General features: G+C 71.1%; 15 protein-coding genes. 7 read left to right on the top strand and 8 right to left on the bottom strand.

Going from position 1 to position 15657, the window contains the following annotated elements:
* Positions 1-57 precede the first annotated feature (57 nt).
* The 3 genes from ACFQ9V_RS15065 to ACFQ9V_RS15075 form a co-directional block, all read right to left on the bottom strand.
* Entirely contained in the window at positions 58-1323 is a 1266-nt protein-coding gene (locus tag ACFQ9V_RS15065) for an MFS transporter (RefSeq protein WP_382460018.1), read from the bottom strand.
* 89 nt (positions 1324-1412) lie between these two features.
* Positions 1413-1847, bottom strand: a complete 435-nt coding sequence (locus tag ACFQ9V_RS15070) for a hypothetical protein (RefSeq protein WP_382459939.1) — start codon at positions 1845-1847, stop codon at positions 1413-1415.
* 57 nt (positions 1848-1904) lie between these two features.
* A complete protein-coding gene (locus ACFQ9V_RS15075) occupies positions 1905-4319 on the bottom strand; it encodes an ATP-dependent DNA ligase (RefSeq protein ID WP_382459940.1) in 2415 nt (804 codons plus the stop codon).
* Positions 4320-4405: 86 nt separating this feature from the next.
* Between ACFQ9V_RS15075 and ACFQ9V_RS15080 the strand changes: the two genes are divergently transcribed.
* Positions 4406-5284, top strand: a complete 879-nt coding sequence (locus ACFQ9V_RS15080) for a Ku protein (protein ID WP_382459941.1) — start codon at positions 4406-4408, stop codon at positions 5282-5284.
* Positions 5281-6246 (top strand): DNA topoisomerase IB, encoded by a 966-nt coding sequence (locus ACFQ9V_RS15085; RefSeq protein ID WP_382459942.1) that lies wholly within the window; start codon positions 5281-5283, stop codon positions 6244-6246. Before ACFQ9V_RS15080 ends, ACFQ9V_RS15085 begins: the two co-directional genes overlap by 4 nt.
* Positions 6247-6265: 19 nt before the next feature.
* On the opposite strand, the gene ACFQ9V_RS15090 is transcribed toward ACFQ9V_RS15085, so the two are convergent.
* A complete protein-coding gene (locus ACFQ9V_RS15090; RefSeq protein ID WP_382460019.1) occupies positions 6266-7687 on the bottom strand; it encodes an MFS transporter in 1422 nt (473 codons plus the stop codon).
* Positions 7688-7951: 264 nt separating this feature from the next.
* On the opposite strand from ACFQ9V_RS15090, the gene ACFQ9V_RS15095 reads away from it, so the two are divergent.
* Positions 7952-8863, top strand: coding sequence for a sigma-70 family RNA polymerase sigma factor (locus tag ACFQ9V_RS15095; RefSeq protein ID WP_382459943.1), 912 nt, complete (start codon positions 7952-7954; stop codon positions 8861-8863).
* A 38-nt stretch (positions 8864-8901) separates the two neighbouring features.
* Here the strand turns inward: ACFQ9V_RS15095 and ACFQ9V_RS15100 are convergent, their stop codons facing one another.
* From ACFQ9V_RS15100 to ACFQ9V_RS15110, 3 genes are all read right to left on the bottom strand, one after another.
* The gene (locus ACFQ9V_RS15100; RefSeq protein WP_382459944.1) at positions 8902-9084 is read right to left on the bottom strand and encodes a hypothetical protein; all 183 of its coding nucleotides are present in this window, start codon (positions 9082-9084) and stop codon (positions 8902-8904) included.
* A gap of 72 nt (positions 9085-9156) precedes the next feature.
* Positions 9157-9498 (bottom strand): ATP-dependent DNA ligase, encoded by a 342-nt coding sequence (locus tag ACFQ9V_RS15105; RefSeq protein ID WP_370054028.1) that lies wholly within the window; start codon positions 9496-9498, stop codon positions 9157-9159.
* A 145-nt stretch (positions 9499-9643) separates the two neighbouring features.
* Complete coding sequence (locus tag ACFQ9V_RS15110) at positions 9644-10831, bottom strand: MFS transporter (protein ID WP_382459945.1); 1188 nt, start codon at positions 10829-10831, stop codon at positions 9644-9646.
* Between the two features lie 116 nt (positions 10832-10947).
* Between ACFQ9V_RS15110 and ACFQ9V_RS15115 the strand changes: the two genes are divergently transcribed.
* Together ACFQ9V_RS15115 and ACFQ9V_RS15120 are read left to right on the top strand one after the other, a co-directional pair.
* Entirely contained in the window at positions 10948-11340 is a 393-nt protein-coding gene (locus ACFQ9V_RS15115; protein ID WP_382459946.1) for a hypothetical protein, read from the top strand.
* A gap of 98 nt (positions 11341-11438) precedes the next feature.
* A complete protein-coding gene (locus ACFQ9V_RS15120; RefSeq protein WP_382459947.1) occupies positions 11439-12941 on the top strand; it encodes an SDR family oxidoreductase in 1503 nt (500 codons plus the stop codon).
* Here ACFQ9V_RS15120 and ACFQ9V_RS15125 read toward each other — a convergent pair.
* Positions 12922-13479: a MarR family winged helix-turn-helix transcriptional regulator gene (locus tag ACFQ9V_RS15125; protein WP_382459948.1), complete on the bottom strand. Its 558-nt coding sequence runs from the start codon at positions 13477-13479 to the stop codon at positions 12922-12924. The genes ACFQ9V_RS15120 and ACFQ9V_RS15125 overlap by 20 nt on opposite strands.
* 73 nt (positions 13480-13552) lie before the next feature.
* Here ACFQ9V_RS15125 and ACFQ9V_RS15130 point away from each other — a divergent pair, with 73 nt between their 5' ends.
* Complete coding sequence (locus tag ACFQ9V_RS15130) at positions 13553-14680, top strand: polyprenyl synthetase family protein (protein ID WP_382459949.1); 1128 nt, start codon at positions 13553-13555, stop codon at positions 14678-14680.
* Positions 14677-15648 carry a phytoene/squalene synthase family protein gene (locus ACFQ9V_RS15135; RefSeq protein ID WP_382459950.1) on the top strand — a complete coding sequence of 324 codons (972 nt, stop codon included), beginning with the start codon at positions 14677-14679 and terminating at the stop codon, positions 15646-15648. Before ACFQ9V_RS15130 ends, ACFQ9V_RS15135 begins: the two co-directional genes overlap by 4 nt.
* The last annotated feature ends 9 nt before the right edge of the window (positions 15649-15657 follow it).

Genomic DNA, 15657 nt, shown 5'->3' on the forward strand with positions numbered 1-15657 from the left:
CCCTAAAACCGCGTTTTAGGGGCGTTAACGTGCCCTTCGGCGAGAGAGGGAAGGGGGTCAGGGGGTGGGGGCGAGGGCGTCGTAGTTGCGGAAGGTTCCGCGGATGCGCACGATGGTCGCGACGAGCACCACGATCAGGAGGCCGCCGAGCAGCGGAGGGAACCAGAGGGCGCCGCTGAGCGCGAGCACGCCGATGTAGAGGTCGCCGAGTCGCGGTCCGCCGGTCACCACCACGGTGAACACGCCCTGCAGCCTCCCACGCATGACATCGGGCGCCGACGCCTGCAGGATGGTCATCCGGAAGATCGAGCTGACGTTGTCTGCAGCTCCGGAGGCCGCGAGCAGCACCGTGGCCGCGATAAGCGCGGGGAGGTTCGCGTCGGCGATCGACGCACTGCCGCCGGACGTCCCGCTGAACGCGACGACCGCGAGCACGATGCCGAAGCCGAGGATCGCAGCGCCGTAGACGATGATCGCCCGCTCCACCGCGCGGCCCTGCCACCTGACCCCGCCGAGCCGGCCGGAGAACACGCTGGACACCAGCGTGCCGACCGCGCCGGCGGCGGTCAGGATGCCGACCGTCACCGGCCCGCCGCCGATGAGCAGCGCGCCGACCGCCGGGAACAGCGCACGCGGCTGGCCGAACGTCATCGCGATCAGGTCGAGCACGAAGGTCATCGACAGGTTCGGCGCCGACTTCAGGAACCGCAGCCCCTGCAGCACGGAGGACAGCCCGGCGCTCTGCCGCTCGCCCTCCGGCACGATGGACGGCAGCGTGAAGATGCCGAGGAACGCCGCGGTGAACAGGATGACGTCGACCGTGTAGGTCCACGGGATGCCGACGCTTGCGACCAGGAGGCCGGCGAGCGCGGGGCCGACGGTGACCATCACGCCCATGCTCATGCCGCCGAGCGCGCTCGCCGCGGGCAGCAGGCGCGGGGGCAGCAGGCGCGGCGTGATCGCCTGCCGGGTGGCGCCGATCATGACCGCGGCGACCGCGTTGATCGTCGTCAGAAGGTAGAGCGGCCACACCACCTCGACGTGCAGCCAGGCGAGCACCGCGATCCCGGCCGTGGAGGCCCACGCGACGATCGCGGTCACGAGGGCGACCTTCCTCCGGTCGAACGCGTCGGCGAGCACGCCGCCGTACAGCCCGAAGACGATCATCGGCACGAGCGCGAACAGGGCGACGAGCGAGACGGCGAGCGTCGAGTGGGTGAGGTCGTAGATGTTGAGGCCGACGGCGACGATCGTCATCTGGCTGCCGATGCCGGAGACGGCGCCGCCGATCCAGAGCCGGGCGAACGCCGGCGACTCCCTCAGCGGGCTGAGGTCGACGAAGTGTCGGGCGTGCGCGAGCCGCGGCTCGCTCGTATCGTCGGGCTCCTTGGTGCCCGGAGCCTGCCCGGCGCTCAGAACCGCGGCTTCGTGCTGAGCGTCACCGCTGCGAGCGAGAAGGCGACGCCGAACAGCATGACCGTGACCGTGACGGCCTGGAGGACCACCTGGAAGAACGGCTGGAACGGGGTGACGGAGACCCAGAGCCAGAGGATCGCGCCGATCAGCGTGATGACGTAGCTGAAGGTGCGGCGCGCGTACAGGGCGTTGAGCGAGACGACGGTTCCGGCGACGGTCATCTGGAAGAGCGGCAGGAACGCGCCGGCGTTGCCCGACCAGGTCGCGACCAGGCTGATGACGCCGAGCACGAGGGTGACCAGCACGACGAGGGTCGCGAGCAGGTTGCCGAGCATGGGCGGCACGGTGGCGCTCAGGCTGCGGACGAGCCCGCCGTGCTCGTCGTCGATCTCGTTCTCGGTGCGGGGCTCAGCGATGATGTGCGTGGTCACGACGACGATCCTACCGCCCGCCGCCGCGTCGGTCAGCACGCCTCCCCGAGCGCGCGGTCAGCTCTCCCTGACCACCTGGTCGACGCGCTTGTCGGGCCGCAGGCCCCGCCAGGACGGCTGGCGCAGCCGGTCGGTGCCCGTCCACTCGGCGAACTCGACCTCCCCGACGTACTCGGGCCGCACCCAGTGGGCGCCGCGCGCGTCCAGCGAGGGGACTCCCTCCAGCGGGGGAGTCGTGCGCGGGTGCGCGGCGAGCTTCTTCGCCAGGTCGTCGAGCATCGCGTCGGTGAAGCCGGTGCCCACCTTGCCCACGTAGCGGAGGCCGTCGCCGTCCGGGATGCCGAGCAGCAGCGCGCCGATGCCGTTGGCGCGGCGGCCGTTGCCGGGAGTCCAACCGCCGATGACGACCTCCTGCGCGAGGTGGTGCTTGATCTTGATCCACGTGCGCGAGCGCCGGCCGGTCGCGTACGTGCCGTCGCGCTGCTTGGCCATGACGCCCTCCAGGCCCAGCTCCCGGGACGAGGAGATGGCGTGGTCGACGTCGCCGGCGAACGCCGGGGGCACCTGGACCGGGTCGTCCTTGGGCGGGCGGAGGGTGTCCTGCAGGACGGCGCGGCGCTCGTCGTAGGTCTTCTTCCTGAGGTCCGTCCCGTCGAGCTCCAGGAGGTCGAAGACGAAGTAGTGCGCCGGCGCGCGCTCGGCTGCCGCGCGCACCTCCGCTGGGCGGGTGAGGCCCATCCGGGTCTGCAGGAGGCCGAAGTCGGGGCGGCCCTTCGGGGTCAACGTGACGATCTCGCCGTCCAGGATCAGGTCGTGGTCGCCCGCGAGGCCGACCAGGCCGGCGAGGTCGGGGTAGGTGACCGTGACGTCGTTGCCGTTGCGGGTGGTCAGGCGCACGGCGCCGTCGCGCACGACGGCGATGGCACGGATGCCGTCCCACTTCATCTCGAACGCCCACTCGGACTCGTCGTGGATGTCGGCGCGGGAGCCCAGGGTGGCGAGCATGGGGGAGACGGGGGTGTCGGTGATGGGCTTCGCGGCGCCCTTCGCCGCGGGCTTCGCCGCGGTCTTCCCCGCACCCGCCTCCTTCATCAGGTGGATGAGCCAGTTCTTCTCGTCGCCGTCCTGCTTCGTCGCGATGAGGGCGAACTTCCGCGGCTCGCCGCCGAGGCCGCCGTCCGGCTGCCCGTGCAGGGTCGCGATCACCTCGTCGTCGCGCCACTTCTCCAGCTCGTACTCGCCGTGGTCCCAGATGTCGACGTGGCCCGCGCCGTACTCGCCGTGCGGGATGTCGCCGGCGAACGTACCGTACTCCAGCGGGTGATCCTCCACGTGCACGGCGAGGTGGTTCTGCTTCGGGTCGGTCGGCGGCCCCTTCGGCAGCGCCCAGCTCACCAGCACGCCGTCGTGCTGCAGCCGGAAGTCCCAGTGCAGCCGCCGGGCGTGGTGCTCCTGGATGACGAACGAGCGGCCCTCGGCGGCGTCCGGGCTGACGGTCGGCACCGGCTCCGGGGTCTTGTCGGCGTCGCGCTTGGAACGGTAGGTCGTCAGCCGGTCGGTCTCTTCGGCTGCCGCACGTCCGGCCGACAGGTCCGCGAGGGGATCGCCCCGGCGCTTCACGCGCTCCAGCACCTCCGGGTACTCCAACTGCCGCAGTTCCTTCGACGCCAGCTCCCGCCAGGTCCGGGGCGCCGCGACCGTCGGCCGGAACCGTCCGCGCAGCGAGTACGGCGCGATCGTCGTCTTGGCGCCGTTGTTCTGGCTCCAGTCGACCAGCACCTTGCCCGCGCGTAGCGCCTTCTTCATGTCACTGACGACGAGGTCAGGATGGTCGGCCTCCAGCGCGCGGGCCAGCTCGTGCGCCACCGCGGAGACCTGGTCGCTGGACTGCGAGCCGTCCAGCGGCGCGTACAGGTGGATGCCCTTCGACCCGCTCGTGACCGGCAGCGGGTCGAGCCCCATGTCGGCCAGGATCGCGCGGGCCAGCCGGGCGACCTCCGCGCAGTCCTGGAGGGTCGCGCCCTCGCCCGGGTCGAGGTCGAGCACCAGGCGGTCGGGGTTGTGGCGCGTCTCGCCGCGGCCCACGCGCCATTGCGGCACGTGCAGCTCCAGCGACGCGATCTGGGCGAGCCAGACCAGGGTCGCCCGGTCGTTCACCAGCGGGTAGGTGTTCGCGCTGGTCTTGTGCGTGATCGTGCGCTGCTTCACCCAGCCGGGGGTGGAGGCCGGGTCGAGGTTCTTCTGGAAGAACACCTGCCCGGGGTGCTCCGGCGTGCCGACGCCGTGCACCCAGCGCTTGCGGGTGGCGATGCGGTCGCGGGTGTGCGGGATCATCACCGCGGCGATGGCGCTGTAGTAGCCGATGACGTCGGCCTTCGTGGTCCCGGTCTCCGGGTACATGACCTTGTCGAGGTTCGTCAGCCGCAGCCGGTGCCCGTCGATCGAGACCGTCTCGGTGTCCTCCGCAACCATGCGATCACCGTACGCGCCCGCGCCGTCAAGCGGCAGATACCGCTTCCACTGTTGTTTTTCCGCGGGAGCGCGGACACGATGGTCCCATGAGGGCCATATGGACGGGAGCCATCACCTTCGGGCTGGTCAATGTGCCGGTGAAGGTCTACAGCGCGACCGAGGACCACGACGTGGCGCTGCACCAGGTGCACGACGCCGACGGCGGGCGCATCCGGTACAAGCGCGTGTGCGAGATCGACGGCAAGACGATCCCGTATGAGCACATCGCGAAGGCGTACGACGACGGCGAGCGGACGGTCATCCTCACGCCGGAGGACCTGGAGTCGCTGCCCGCCGAGCGAAGCCGCGAGATCGACGTCGTCGAGTTCGTGCCGAACGACCAGCTCGACCCGATCATGTTCGACCGCAGCTACTACCTGGAGCCGGACTCCAAGTCGCTCAAGGCGTACGCGCTGCTGCGCAAGACCCTGGAGGACGAGGACCGCACCGCGATCGTCAACTTCGCGCTGCGGCAGAAGACCCGGCTGGGCGCGCTGCGGGTGCGCGGCAACGTCCTGGTGCTGCAGACGATGCTGTGGCACGACGAGATCAGGGCCGCCGAGTTCCCCTCGCTGGAGACGACGCCGCGGATCACCGAGCGGGAGCTGTCGCTGTCCTCCGCCCTGATGGAGAGCTTCGCGGGCGACTTCGAGCCGGAGAAGTTCAGCGACGAGTACCAGGAGGAGCTGCGCAGGTTGATCGACGCGAAGCTGGAGCAGGGCGAGAGCATCGACACGGCCGTCACCTTCGGCGAGGAGCCGGAGGAGGCCAAGAAGGGCGGCGGCGAGGTCATCGACCTGATGGAGGCGCTGCAGCGCAGCGTCGAGCGGAGCAGGGGAGGCGGGTCCTCGGCGGCAGCGGACGACAAGAAGCCTGCAGCGAAGGAGAAGAAGGCGCCCGCGAAGAAGGCCAAGAAGCCCGCGTGACGCGCCTGCGCCGCAGCGACCCTGCCGGGCCCGGCTACGCCCGCCGCAGCACCGCGAAGGGCCCGGTGTACCAGGACGAGGCGGGCAACCGCATCGTCGACGAACGCGAGCTGGAGCGCATCCGCTCGCTCGTCATCCCGCCCGCCTGGCAGGACGTCTGGATCTCGCCGGACGCCCGCGGCCACATCCAGGCCGTGGGGACGGACGCGGCCGGGAGGCGGCAGTACCTCTATCACGAGTCGTGGCGGCTGCATCAGGACCGGATCAAGTTCGAGCGGGCCGCTCAGCTCGCCGAGACGCTTCCCGGCGCTCGCCGTAAGGTCACGATGGACCTGCGGCAGGAGGGGTTCGGCCGCGACCGCATCCTCGCGGCGGCGTTCCGCGTCATCGACCTCGGCTCCCTGCGGATCGGCAGCGAGGAGTACCTGCACGCCAACGGCAGCCGCGGGCTGACCACGCTGCTCTGCCGGCACGCGGCGATCGACGGCGACGAGGTGACCCTGACCTTCCCGGCCAAGTCGGCGCAGAAGTGGGCGAGCACGATCGAGGACGCCGACCTGGCCGGGCTGCTCGCGGAGATCGTGGCCGTGCGCGGGCAGCGCTCCCGGCTGCTGTCGTGGAAGGACGGGACCTGGCACACGATCCGTCCGGCGTCGCTGAACGAGTACATCCAGCGGCAGACCGGCGGCGAGTTCACGGCCAAGGACTTCCGGACGCTGCACGGCACGATCGTCGCGGCGGAGGCGCTCGCCGGGCTGGGCGTCGCCGACAAGGAGGCGCAGCGTGCGAAACGGGTGACAGCGGCCGTCGCCGAGGCCGCCGACGCCCTCGGCAACACGCCGACGATCGCGCGCAACAGCTACATCGACCCGCGCGTGTTCGACCGGTACCGGGCCGGGGAGGTCATCGACACCCGCGGCGGCCGCGCTCCCGAGTCGGCGCTGCTGCAGCTCCTGGCCTGACTCCTGGGCGCGTCGCCGCCTACCGCTTCGCCGTCGACTGCGCCGGCGTCCCCGCCGACAGCGGCGCCGCGATCTCCTCCAGCGACTTCCGCTCCGCGTCCACGCCCAGGAACAGCTCGACCAGCCCCGCCGCGATCATCAGCCCGGCGCCGATGTAGTACCCGAGCGAGACCGCCTGGGCGCCGCCGCCGATGAGCTGGCCGAACAGGATCGGCCCGACGATGCCGCCCGCCGCCGTGCCGACCGCGTAGAAGAACGCGATCGCCATCGCGCGGGTCTCCATCGGGAAGATCTCGCTCACCGTCAGGTAGGCCGCGCTCGCGCCCGCCGAGGCGAAGAAGAACACGACCACCCAGCAGGCCGTCAGTCCGACAGCGTTGAGCGCGCCCGCGGAGAACAGCAGGGCGGTGCCGACGAGCAGCACGCCGGAGCCGACGTAGGACAGCGTGATCATGAACCGGCGGCCCACCGAGTCGAACAGCCGGCCCAGCAGCAGCGGCCCGAGGAAGTTGCCGACCGCGATCGGGAGCAGGGACCACGGCGCGACGTCGGCAGGCACCTTCAGCAGGTTCGTCAGCACCAGCGCGTACGTGAAGAACACCGCGTTGTAAAGGAACGCCTGGCCGACGAACAGCGACAGCCCGAGGATCGACCGCTTCGGGTACTGGTGGATGCCCACCCGGATGATCTCGCCGAACCCGGTCGAGCGGCGCTGGCGGATCTCGATGGCCTTGTCATCCGGCACGGCCTCGAGCTCGGAGCCGCGCTCCTTCTCGATGCCGCGTTCGATCTCGTCGACCTCCTTCTCTGCGGCCTCGTCGCGGCCGTGGATGAACATCCAGCGCGGCGACTCCGGCACGTTCCTGCGGACCAGCAGGATGACCAGTCCCAGCACCGCGCCGAGGCCGAACGCGATGCGCCAGCCGACGTTCGCCGGGAAGATCGCGGTGTTCAGCAGGAACACCGTGAGGACGGCGCCGAAGGCGGTCCCGAGCCAGTACGACCCGTTGATGGCGAGGTCCACGACGCCGCGGCGGCGGGCGGGGATGAGCTCGTCGATCGCGGAGTTGATCGCCGCGTACTCGCCGCCGATGCCCGCGCCGGTGAAGAACCGGAACACGAAGAACATCCACGGCGCGACCGAGAACGCCGTGAGCACGGTCGCGAGCAGGTAGAGGCCGAGCGTGACGATGAAGAGCTTCTTGCGGCCGAACCGGTCGGTCAGGTAGCCGAAGACCAGGGCCCCGACGCACGCGCCCGCGACGTAGATCGCCGCGGCGAGGCCGACCTGCGGGGTGGTCAGTCCGAGCCCGGAGGCCTTCTCGGTCAGGCGGCTCGCGATCGCGCCGACGATGGTGACCTCGAGCCCGTCCAGGATCCACACGGTCCCGAGCCCGACGACGACGAGCCAGTGGAAGTGCGACCAGGGGAGGCGGTCCAACCGGGCCGGGATGCTGGTGCGGATGGTCTTGAGGCCGGTTCCCGCCTGTGAGTCCGATGAATGCACGCTCATATGCAGGACAGTACGAGCGGCGCTTCTCAGCGAAAGGCCCTTGACAAGCTAGATATTGCGCCATAGCAAGCGACACGCCTAGCGACCCCTACCACCGTTGTCAACCCCTTGTTGGGGGTGTGAGCATTCTGATTGCCTGTAGCCACGAATCGAGGCAGAAACCACCTGCGCACGACGAAATGGGATGACACGATGACGACGCTCGAAGTGACCAATGATCCAGTTCGCGACTACCTCAATTCCATCGGAAGGACCCGCCTGCTGACGGCGGACGAGGAAGTCATGCTGGCCAAGCGGATCGAGATCGGCGTCCTCGCCGGAGAACGTCTCACCACCCGCCCCGGGCTGACCCCGCGCGACAAGCGCGAGCTGCAGTACCTGGCCGACGACGGCAAGCGCGCCTTCGAGCGCTTCATCGAGGCGAACCTGCGCCTCGTCGTCAGCATCGCCAAGCGCTACGCCGGCCGCGGCCTCGCGGTGATGGACCTGATCCAGGAGGGCAACCTCGGCCTGGTGCGCGCGGTCGAGAAGTTCGACTACCGCACGGGCAACAAGTTCTCCACCTACGCCACCTGGTGGATCCGCCAGTCCATCCTGCGCGGCATCGCCGACACCGCCCGCCTGATTCGCATCCCGGTGCACACGGTGGAGAAGATCGACAAGCTGGACCGCATCCGCCGCGACCTCGGCGGCGAGCTGGGCCGCACGCCCACGCTGGAGGAGATGGCGGAGGCTGCCAACCTGACCCCGGCCGAGGTGCACAAGCTGCGGATGAGCGACTCCGAGACCGTGTCGCTGGCCGTGCCGGTCGGCGAGAACGAGGGCGCTGAGCTCGGCGACCTGATCGAGGACGGCGACGCCCCCGGCCCGTCGGAGTCGGTGGAGGTCGAGTTCCGTCACCGCGACCTGGAGGACCGCCTGCGCGAGCTGCCGCCGCGCGACGCCAAGGTCGTCCGGATGCGCTTCGGGCTCGACGGCCAGAAGCCGATGACCCTCGACGAGGTCGGCGCGGTCTACGGCATCACCCGCGAGCGCGTGCGCCAACTCGAGACCCGCAGCCTCAAGCGCCTGCGCAGCCCCGAGCTGCTCGAATACCTGCGCTGAGCCGCCGGCGCAGCACGAAGACCAGGGGAACCCCGGGCTCAGCCGAGCTCGGGGTTCTCGTTTATTGCGACCGCCTGGTCGAACGGGATGTCCCCGGGGCGATCCCCGGGGGCGGCCTCATCCGCACCGGCCTCCGCGTCCGCGGGGGCGGCGACGGTCTCTGCCACAGGCGCTTCCGCCGGAGCGGCAGCGACGAGCGGGTCTTCTGATTCCGGTGTCATGGCGCGCCTCCCATCTGCCATGTTCACGGCCAACACTAGGCGTGGGCTGGGAGACGTTCAAGCCTTGCGGGATCAGCGGCCGGGAGGCGAGTCGGCGTTGACCTCGTCGGCGCCGAGCGCGCCGATCTCCTCGGTGAGCTGGAGGCCCTGGGCGCTGTTGGAGGACAGGGTGAGCGCTTCCAGCCACTTCTTGTTGATCGTCGGCGGCCGTCCGCCGCTGTAGCGGAACAGCAGGGGGATGGCCGGGTCGACCCAGATGGCGCTCCGGCCGTCGCCGACGCCCTGCTCGTCGCGCCAGGAGAAGAAGAAGCCCTCTTTCCGCCGCAGCTTCAGCCCGACGACGATCTGCAGGTGCGCGAGGACCCTGTCCTCGAAACCGATCTCGGTCGAACCGCCGTACACGAGCTTGCCCATGCGAAGACCGTACCTGAATCCCGGTGAATGCAGGCAATCGGCGCGAGAGGGATTTCTTGCGAAACGGAACGGCGGTCTCCGACGTGAGCAACGCAAGCGATCCGCGTGCCGATGCCGTGACAGGGCGCTGCCGTGCGCAGACTGGTCAGCCGGAGCCCGTGACGCGGTTCGCAGCGGCACGAACGGCGAGGATGGCGGGTACGGTCGCGGTGAGTGTGCCGACGCCGGCCACGGTCAAGGTCGCCGCAGCGCCCGCTGCTGCGACGAGGGGGCCCGCTGCGGCGGTGCCGGCCATCGTCGCGCCGTTGTTCATCGCGATCACCGCGGCGAACGCGCGGCCCTGCTCGCCGCGCTCGACGGCGCCCACCACGATCGCGCGGATCGCGATCGACTGCAGCGCGTTCGCGATGCCGACGAGGAACACCCCGGCGAACGCGGCCGGCATGCTCGGCCAGAGCCCCAGTGACACGAGCGCACCTCCCATCAGTAGTCCGCCCGCGATCAGCGCGGCCGGCTGACGGGCCTCCGGTAGGCGGGGGGCGATCAGTGTGGAGGACACCAGCCGGCCGACCGCCTGCACGCTCACCAGCGCACCGTAGACCGCCGCCGGCGCGCCGAGGACGGTGGTCGCGTAGCCCACCTCGGCAACGGTGATGAGGGAGGTGAACAGGATCGCGACCGCCAGGGCGATCGCCGCAGTGCCGACTGTGCGGTTCGCCATCAGGGCCGCAGGCCCCACCCGCACCTGCTGGAACCAGGAGGGCCGCGCGGCCGCCTTCTGGGCCGGGGGATGGCGGCGCGCGCCGAGCAGGATCACCACGACGGCGAGGACCCCATAGGAGGCGGCATCCGCCAGAAGCACCCAGCGCACCCCGATCAGGCCGACCAAGAGGCCGGCCAGTGCCGGCCCCGCGAGCGCGCCGACGCTGCGGAAGGCGTCCATGCGCGCGTAACCGGCGGCTGGATTCGCGCCCGGCTTCTGGCTTGCCGGGACCAGCAGCATCAGAGCCGGCGAGTCGACCGCCGAGATCACGCTGCCGACCGCGACCAACATGAGGATCCACGGCACGTCGACTGCGAATGCCAGCAGCACCCCGATAAGACAGCGCGCGGTCAGCGTCGCCACGAGGATCCTCGTGGTCTCCACCCGGTCCAGCAGCGGCGCCACCACCGGTGCGAGGAACACGCTCGGGAGCAGCCCCAGCAGTACCAGCAGGGACACCGTGAAGCTGCCGCCCGACTGGTTCTGCAGGGCGAGCATCAGGGCGACGACCGTGAGCGTGTCCCCGACCGAGGAGACGCCGTTCGCGGCGGCGAGGACGGTCAGTCGCACAAGGCATTCTCTCGTGAAAGTTGGAATGTCAGGCTCTTGACGTCAGACATGTATGGATCATAACGTGGCTGAACCGAGGGGAGTAGACCCTCGGTTCCAGCTAGAAAGGATGCTCCATGTCCACCAACACCATCGCCCGTAAGCCACGCCTGCACGCCATCGCCGGCGACGCCGAGGCCCGGGTCGCCGGCCGCGTCCAGATCGCCCAGTCCGACGTCACCCTGGAGCTGCCCTCAGACGCAGCGATCGAGCGCTGCCTGCGCGCCCTGGACGCCTCCGACCTTCGCCTGGCCGCCAAGCCGGGCAAGTACGACTGGAAGTTCGCCTGGGTCGACCCGAATCAGGAGGGTGAGGGAGGCCGCGTCCGATTCGGCGTCGCCTGGTACGACGAGGCGTTCTTCGCCGAGAAGAGGGACATCTACCTCGACACCAAGCACGTGCGGATGTACGCCGGAGTCGGTGCCGACGAGGGCTCGGTCACCGTCGAGCACTTCGCCCGCGTCGGCTGACGGAACGCAGTGCTCGCCCTCGTCCGCCGGCTTCGAGCGAGGCCGGCAGACGAGCGGATGCCAACGCGGCTCCCGTGCGCCGGGGGTATGTTCGCACGGTGGAACCTCGACGCGTGCTCGTCACCGGCGCCACCGGCTACATCGGCGGCCGGCTGGTGCCGCGCCTGCTGGAGCGCGGCTTCCGTGTGCGGGTGCTGGTGCGGTCGCCGCTCAAGCTCACCGACGTGCCCTGGGCGCCCGACGTGGAGGTGGTGGAGGGCGACCTGAACGACGGGGCGTCCGTCGAGGAGGCCGTGCGCGATGTCGACACCGTCTACTACCTCGTGCACTCCATGCGCGCGACCGGCGACTTCGACGAGGAGGAGGCGGACGGTGCGCGTTCTGTCGCCGAAGCGTCCGCGGCGGCGGGCGTGGGCCGGATCGTCTATCTCGGCGCGCTGCACCCGGACGGCCCGCTCTCGCGGCACCTGCGCTCGCGCGTCGCCGTCGGCCGCATCCTCCTGGACTCCGGCGTGCCGACGGTCGTGCTGCAGGCCGGCGTCGTCATCGGCTCCGGCTCGGCGTCGTTCGAGATGATCCGGCAGCTCACCGACGTCCTCCCGTACATGCCGGCGCCGCGGTGGGTGCGCAACCGGATCCAGCCGATCGCGGTGCGCGACGTGCTGCACTACCTGCTCGCGGCCGCCGAGATCCCGCCCGAGGTGTCCCGCGCCTTCGACATCGGCGGCCCCGACAACCTCCGCTACGGGCAGATGATGAACGGCTATGCGCTGGAGGCCGGCCTGCGGCAGCGGCCGATCGCGTCGCTGCCCGTGTTCACCCCGTGGCTGGCGTCGCAGTGGGTGAACCTGGTCACGCCGATCCCGCGGGCGCTCGCCGTGCCCATCATCGAGTCGCTGCAGTACGACTGCGTGATGCGCGAACACGACATCGACGCCGTCATCGCCCCGCCGGAGGGCGGCCTCACCGGCTACCGCGCGTCCGTGCGCCTGGCGCTGGCGCGGCTGCGCGCCGGGACCGTCGAGACGAGCTGGCAGGACGCCTCCGTGTCTGGCGCGCCCAGCGATCCGCTGCCGAGCGACCCGGACTGGTCGGGGCACACCGTCTACACCGATCTGCGCGAGCGGACCAGCACGGCGCCGCCCGCGGAGGTCTGGCGGGTGATCGAGGGGATCGGCGGCGACCGCGGCTGGTACTCCTTCCCGCTCGCCTGGGCGCTGCGCGGCTGGCTGGACAAGCTGGCCGGCGGCGTGGGCCTGCGCCGCGGCCGGCGCGACGCCGACCGCCTGCAGACCGGCGACGCCCTCGACTGGTGGCGCGTGGAGTCCATCGAGCGCGGTTCGGCGCTGCGGCTGCGCGCGGAGATGCGGGTGCCCGGTCGTGCCTGGCTGGAGCTGGGCGTCGCGCCGGACGGAGCGGGCTCCCGCTACCGTCAGCGCGCCGTGTTCTTCCCGCAGGGGCTCGCCGGCCGGCTGTACTGGCTGGCGATCCTGCCGTTCCACGGGATCATCTTCGCCGGGATGGCCGAGCGGATCGTGGTGGAGGCCGAGCGGTCGGCGCGCACAGAGCCTCCTGGAGGGGTCACTCCGGCGGAGCCGTGACGAGCGTCGTGGCGCTGAGATCGTGGAGGAATCGCGTCACGACCTGGCGCTCCTCCGGGCTGAGCGCCCGGGCGACCTCGAATCGCCGTGCGTGCTGCAGGCCCATCGTGCGGCGCACCTGGCGGTGGGTCTCCGGGGTGATCTCGACCGTGACGGCGCGGCGGTCGGTGGGGTGCGGCTTGCGGACGATGTGGCCGGCGCGCTCGAGCCGGTCGAGCAGCTTGGTGACGGAGGCGGTCGAGATGTGCAGGTGCTCGGCGAGCGCGCCAGCGGTCACCGCGACGTTGGCGTTCGTGGACGCGATGATGTAGCGCAGGGCCTTCATGTCGGTCTCGTTGAGCTGCATCGCGGTGCGGGACTCGAAGCTGAGGCGCTGCTCGGCCTCCCGCCAGCCGCGGACGGCGTCGAGGACGCCGATGACCTCCTGCAGCTCCGTCTCGCTCAGGTCGTCGTGGCGCACGAGCTCCTGCCGCGGGTCGATGACGCGCGGGTCGATCAGGGACCCGGAGATGCGCCGGGCGTCCTCCTTGGAACTCATGCGGACATCCTATTGCCCCCTGTAAGTAGCGTGCTAAGTTATTTGCTAACCAGGCTAGGTAAAGGAGGTCGAAATGACCCAGCTTCGCCCGGAACTCACGGAGCAACGCACGCAAGCGCAGGTCCCGGCCCCCGACCCCGTCGATGACGACCTGCGCTCCGTCGAGAGCGAACTGGCCGCCTTCCTGAGCGCACGCGAGCGCGACGCCGCGACGTTCGGCGAGGAGTACACGCGCCTGTGGCAGGCCGTGGGGGAGTCCTCCAACGGCGGCAAGCGCCTCCGGCCCCGGCTCGTGCTGTCGGCGTTCCACGGCCTGGGCGGCTTCGGCTCCCGCGGCGCCGAGGACCGCAGCGCCGCCGTCCAGACCGCGCTCGCCTTCGAGCTCCTGCACAGCGCCTTCCTGCTGCACGACGACGTGATCGACGGCGACACGGTGCGTCGCGGTCGTCCGAACGTCGCCGGCGAGTTCAGCGCCGACGCCCTCTTCCGGGGAGCCGGGTTCCCCCGCGCCCGGCTCTGGGGCGAGTCGGCGGCCATCCTCGCCGGCGACCTGCTGCTGCACGCCGCCGCCCAGCGCGTCGCGCGCCTGAGGGTCGGGGAGGCCACCCGCTTCCGGCTGCTCGACCTGTTCGACCGGTCCGTCTTCGTCACCGCCGCAGGCGAGCTGGCCGATGTCGGGCTGGCCACCGGGATGTCCGCGAGCGGGCTGCCCGACGTCCTCGCCATGACCGCGTACAAGACCGCGGAATACTCGGTGTCCGGGCCGCTCGCCGCGGGCGCGCTCCTCGCCGGCGCGGACGACGAGGTCGTGGAGCTGCTCGCCCGCTACGGCCGGCTCGTCGGCGTCGCCTTCCAGCTCGGCGACGACCTGCTCGGGGTATACGGCGACGAGAGTGTGACGGGCAAGACCGCGGTCGGCGACCTCCGCCAGGGCAAGGAGACGACGCTCATCGCCTTCGCCCGCGGCACGGCGCAGTGGCCCGACCTGGAGCCGCTGTTCGGGAGGGACGACCTCGGCCCCGACGAGACGGCGGAGCTGGCCGCGGGCCTCGAGAGCTGCGGCGCGCGGGCCTTCGCCGAGCGCCTCCTGGCCGACCACGTGGCCGGGGCGGTCGCCGCCCTGGACACGCCGCTGCTGCCGTCAGCGCTCGCCGCGACGCTGACCCGCGTCGCCCTCGGCTGCGTCGGGAGGACGGCATGACGCGTACTGAGCCGTCCAGCACAGAGCCGTCCAGCACAGAGCCGTCGGCGTCGGAGACCTCCCCAGAGGGGCTCCCCGCCCCTGTCTCCGACACCGACCTCACCCCCCGCACCGATCTCGGGCTGTACGGCAAGGCCGCGCACCGCAGCGCCGCCACGATCATCCACGAGTACTCCACTTCGTTCGGGATGGCGACGCGGCTGCTGTCGCCGTCCGTCCGTCCCCGGGTCGAGGACGTCTACGCGCTCGTCCGGGTCGCCGACGAGATCGTGGACGGGGCGGCGGCGGAGGCCGGCCTGACCGGGGAGCAGATCAGGGACGTGCTCGCCGCGCTGGAGGACGACACCGAGCAGGCGCTGCGCACCGGCTACAGCGCCAACGTGGTCGTGCACGCCTTCGCCCGCACGGCGCGGTCGGCCGGCTTCGGCGCCGAGCTGACCCGGCCGTTCTTCGCCTCCATGCGCCGCGACCTCGACCCGGTGGAGTTCACCGCGGACGAGCTCAGCGCCTACGTCTACGGTTCCGCGGAGGTCGTCGGGCTGATGTGCCTCGCCGTCTTCCTCGCCGACTCGCCCGTGCCGGACCCGACCCGGCGCCGGCTGGAGGCGGGGGCGCGACGGCTCGGTGCGGCGTTCCAGAAGATCAACTTCCTGCGCGACCTCGCCGTCGACTACGCCGAGCTCGGCCGCAGCTACTTCCCCGGCATCGACCCCGCGCGCCTCACCGAGCGGCAGAAGCTCGCGCTCGTCGTGGACATCGACTGCGACCTGGGCGCCGCCGCCGATGCCATCCCGGAGCTGCCGGAGAACTGCCGGCGCGCCATCGCCGCCGCTCACGGCCTGTTCTCCGAGCTGAGCGACCGGATCCGGCGGACTCCCGCCTCCGACCTGCTGGTGCGCCGGGTGCGGGTGCCGAACGGCGTCAAGCTCGCGATCCTGCTGCGCGCCTCCACCGGGTCCCTGCGGTGACGGAGTGGC

Origin of the sequence: Leifsonia sp. NPDC056665, assembly GCF_042791795.1 — a bacterium.
GTDB lineage: Bacteria > Actinomycetota > Actinomycetes > Actinomycetales > Microbacteriaceae > Leifsonia.

Bases quoted from the DNA above. Each gene is read 5' to 3' on its own strand.
- ACFQ9V_RS15075 (WP_382459940.1), bottom strand. From the start codon at position 4,319: ATGGTTGCGGAGGACACCGAGACGGTCTCGATCGACGGGCACCGGCTG.
- ACFQ9V_RS15080 (WP_382459941.1), top strand. From the start codon at position 4,406: ATGAGGGCCATATGGACGGGAGCCATCACCTTCGGGCTGGTCAATGTG.
- ACFQ9V_RS15095 (WP_382459943.1), top strand. From the start codon at position 7,952: ATGACGACGCTCGAAGTGACCAATGATCCAGTTCGCGACTACCTCAAT.
- ACFQ9V_RS15100 (WP_382459944.1), bottom strand. From the start codon at position 9,084: ATGACACCGGAATCAGAAGACCCGCTCGTCGCTGCCGCTCCGGCGGAA.
- ACFQ9V_RS15105 (WP_370054028.1), bottom strand. From the start codon at position 9,498: ATGGGCAAGCTCGTGTACGGCGGTTCGACCGAGATCGGTTTCGAGGAC.
- ACFQ9V_RS15115 (WP_382459946.1), top strand. From the start codon at position 10,948: ATGTCCACCAACACCATCGCCCGTAAGCCACGCCTGCACGCCATCGCC.
- ACFQ9V_RS15125 (WP_382459948.1), bottom strand. From the start codon at position 13,479: ATGAGTTCCAAGGAGGACGCCCGGCGCATCTCCGGGTCCCTGATCGAC.
- ACFQ9V_RS15130 (WP_382459949.1), top strand. From the start codon at position 13,553: ATGACCCAGCTTCGCCCGGAACTCACGGAGCAACGCACGCAAGCGCAG.
- ACFQ9V_RS15135 (WP_382459950.1), top strand. From the start codon at position 14,677: ATGACGCGTACTGAGCCGTCCAGCACAGAGCCGTCCAGCACAGAGCCG.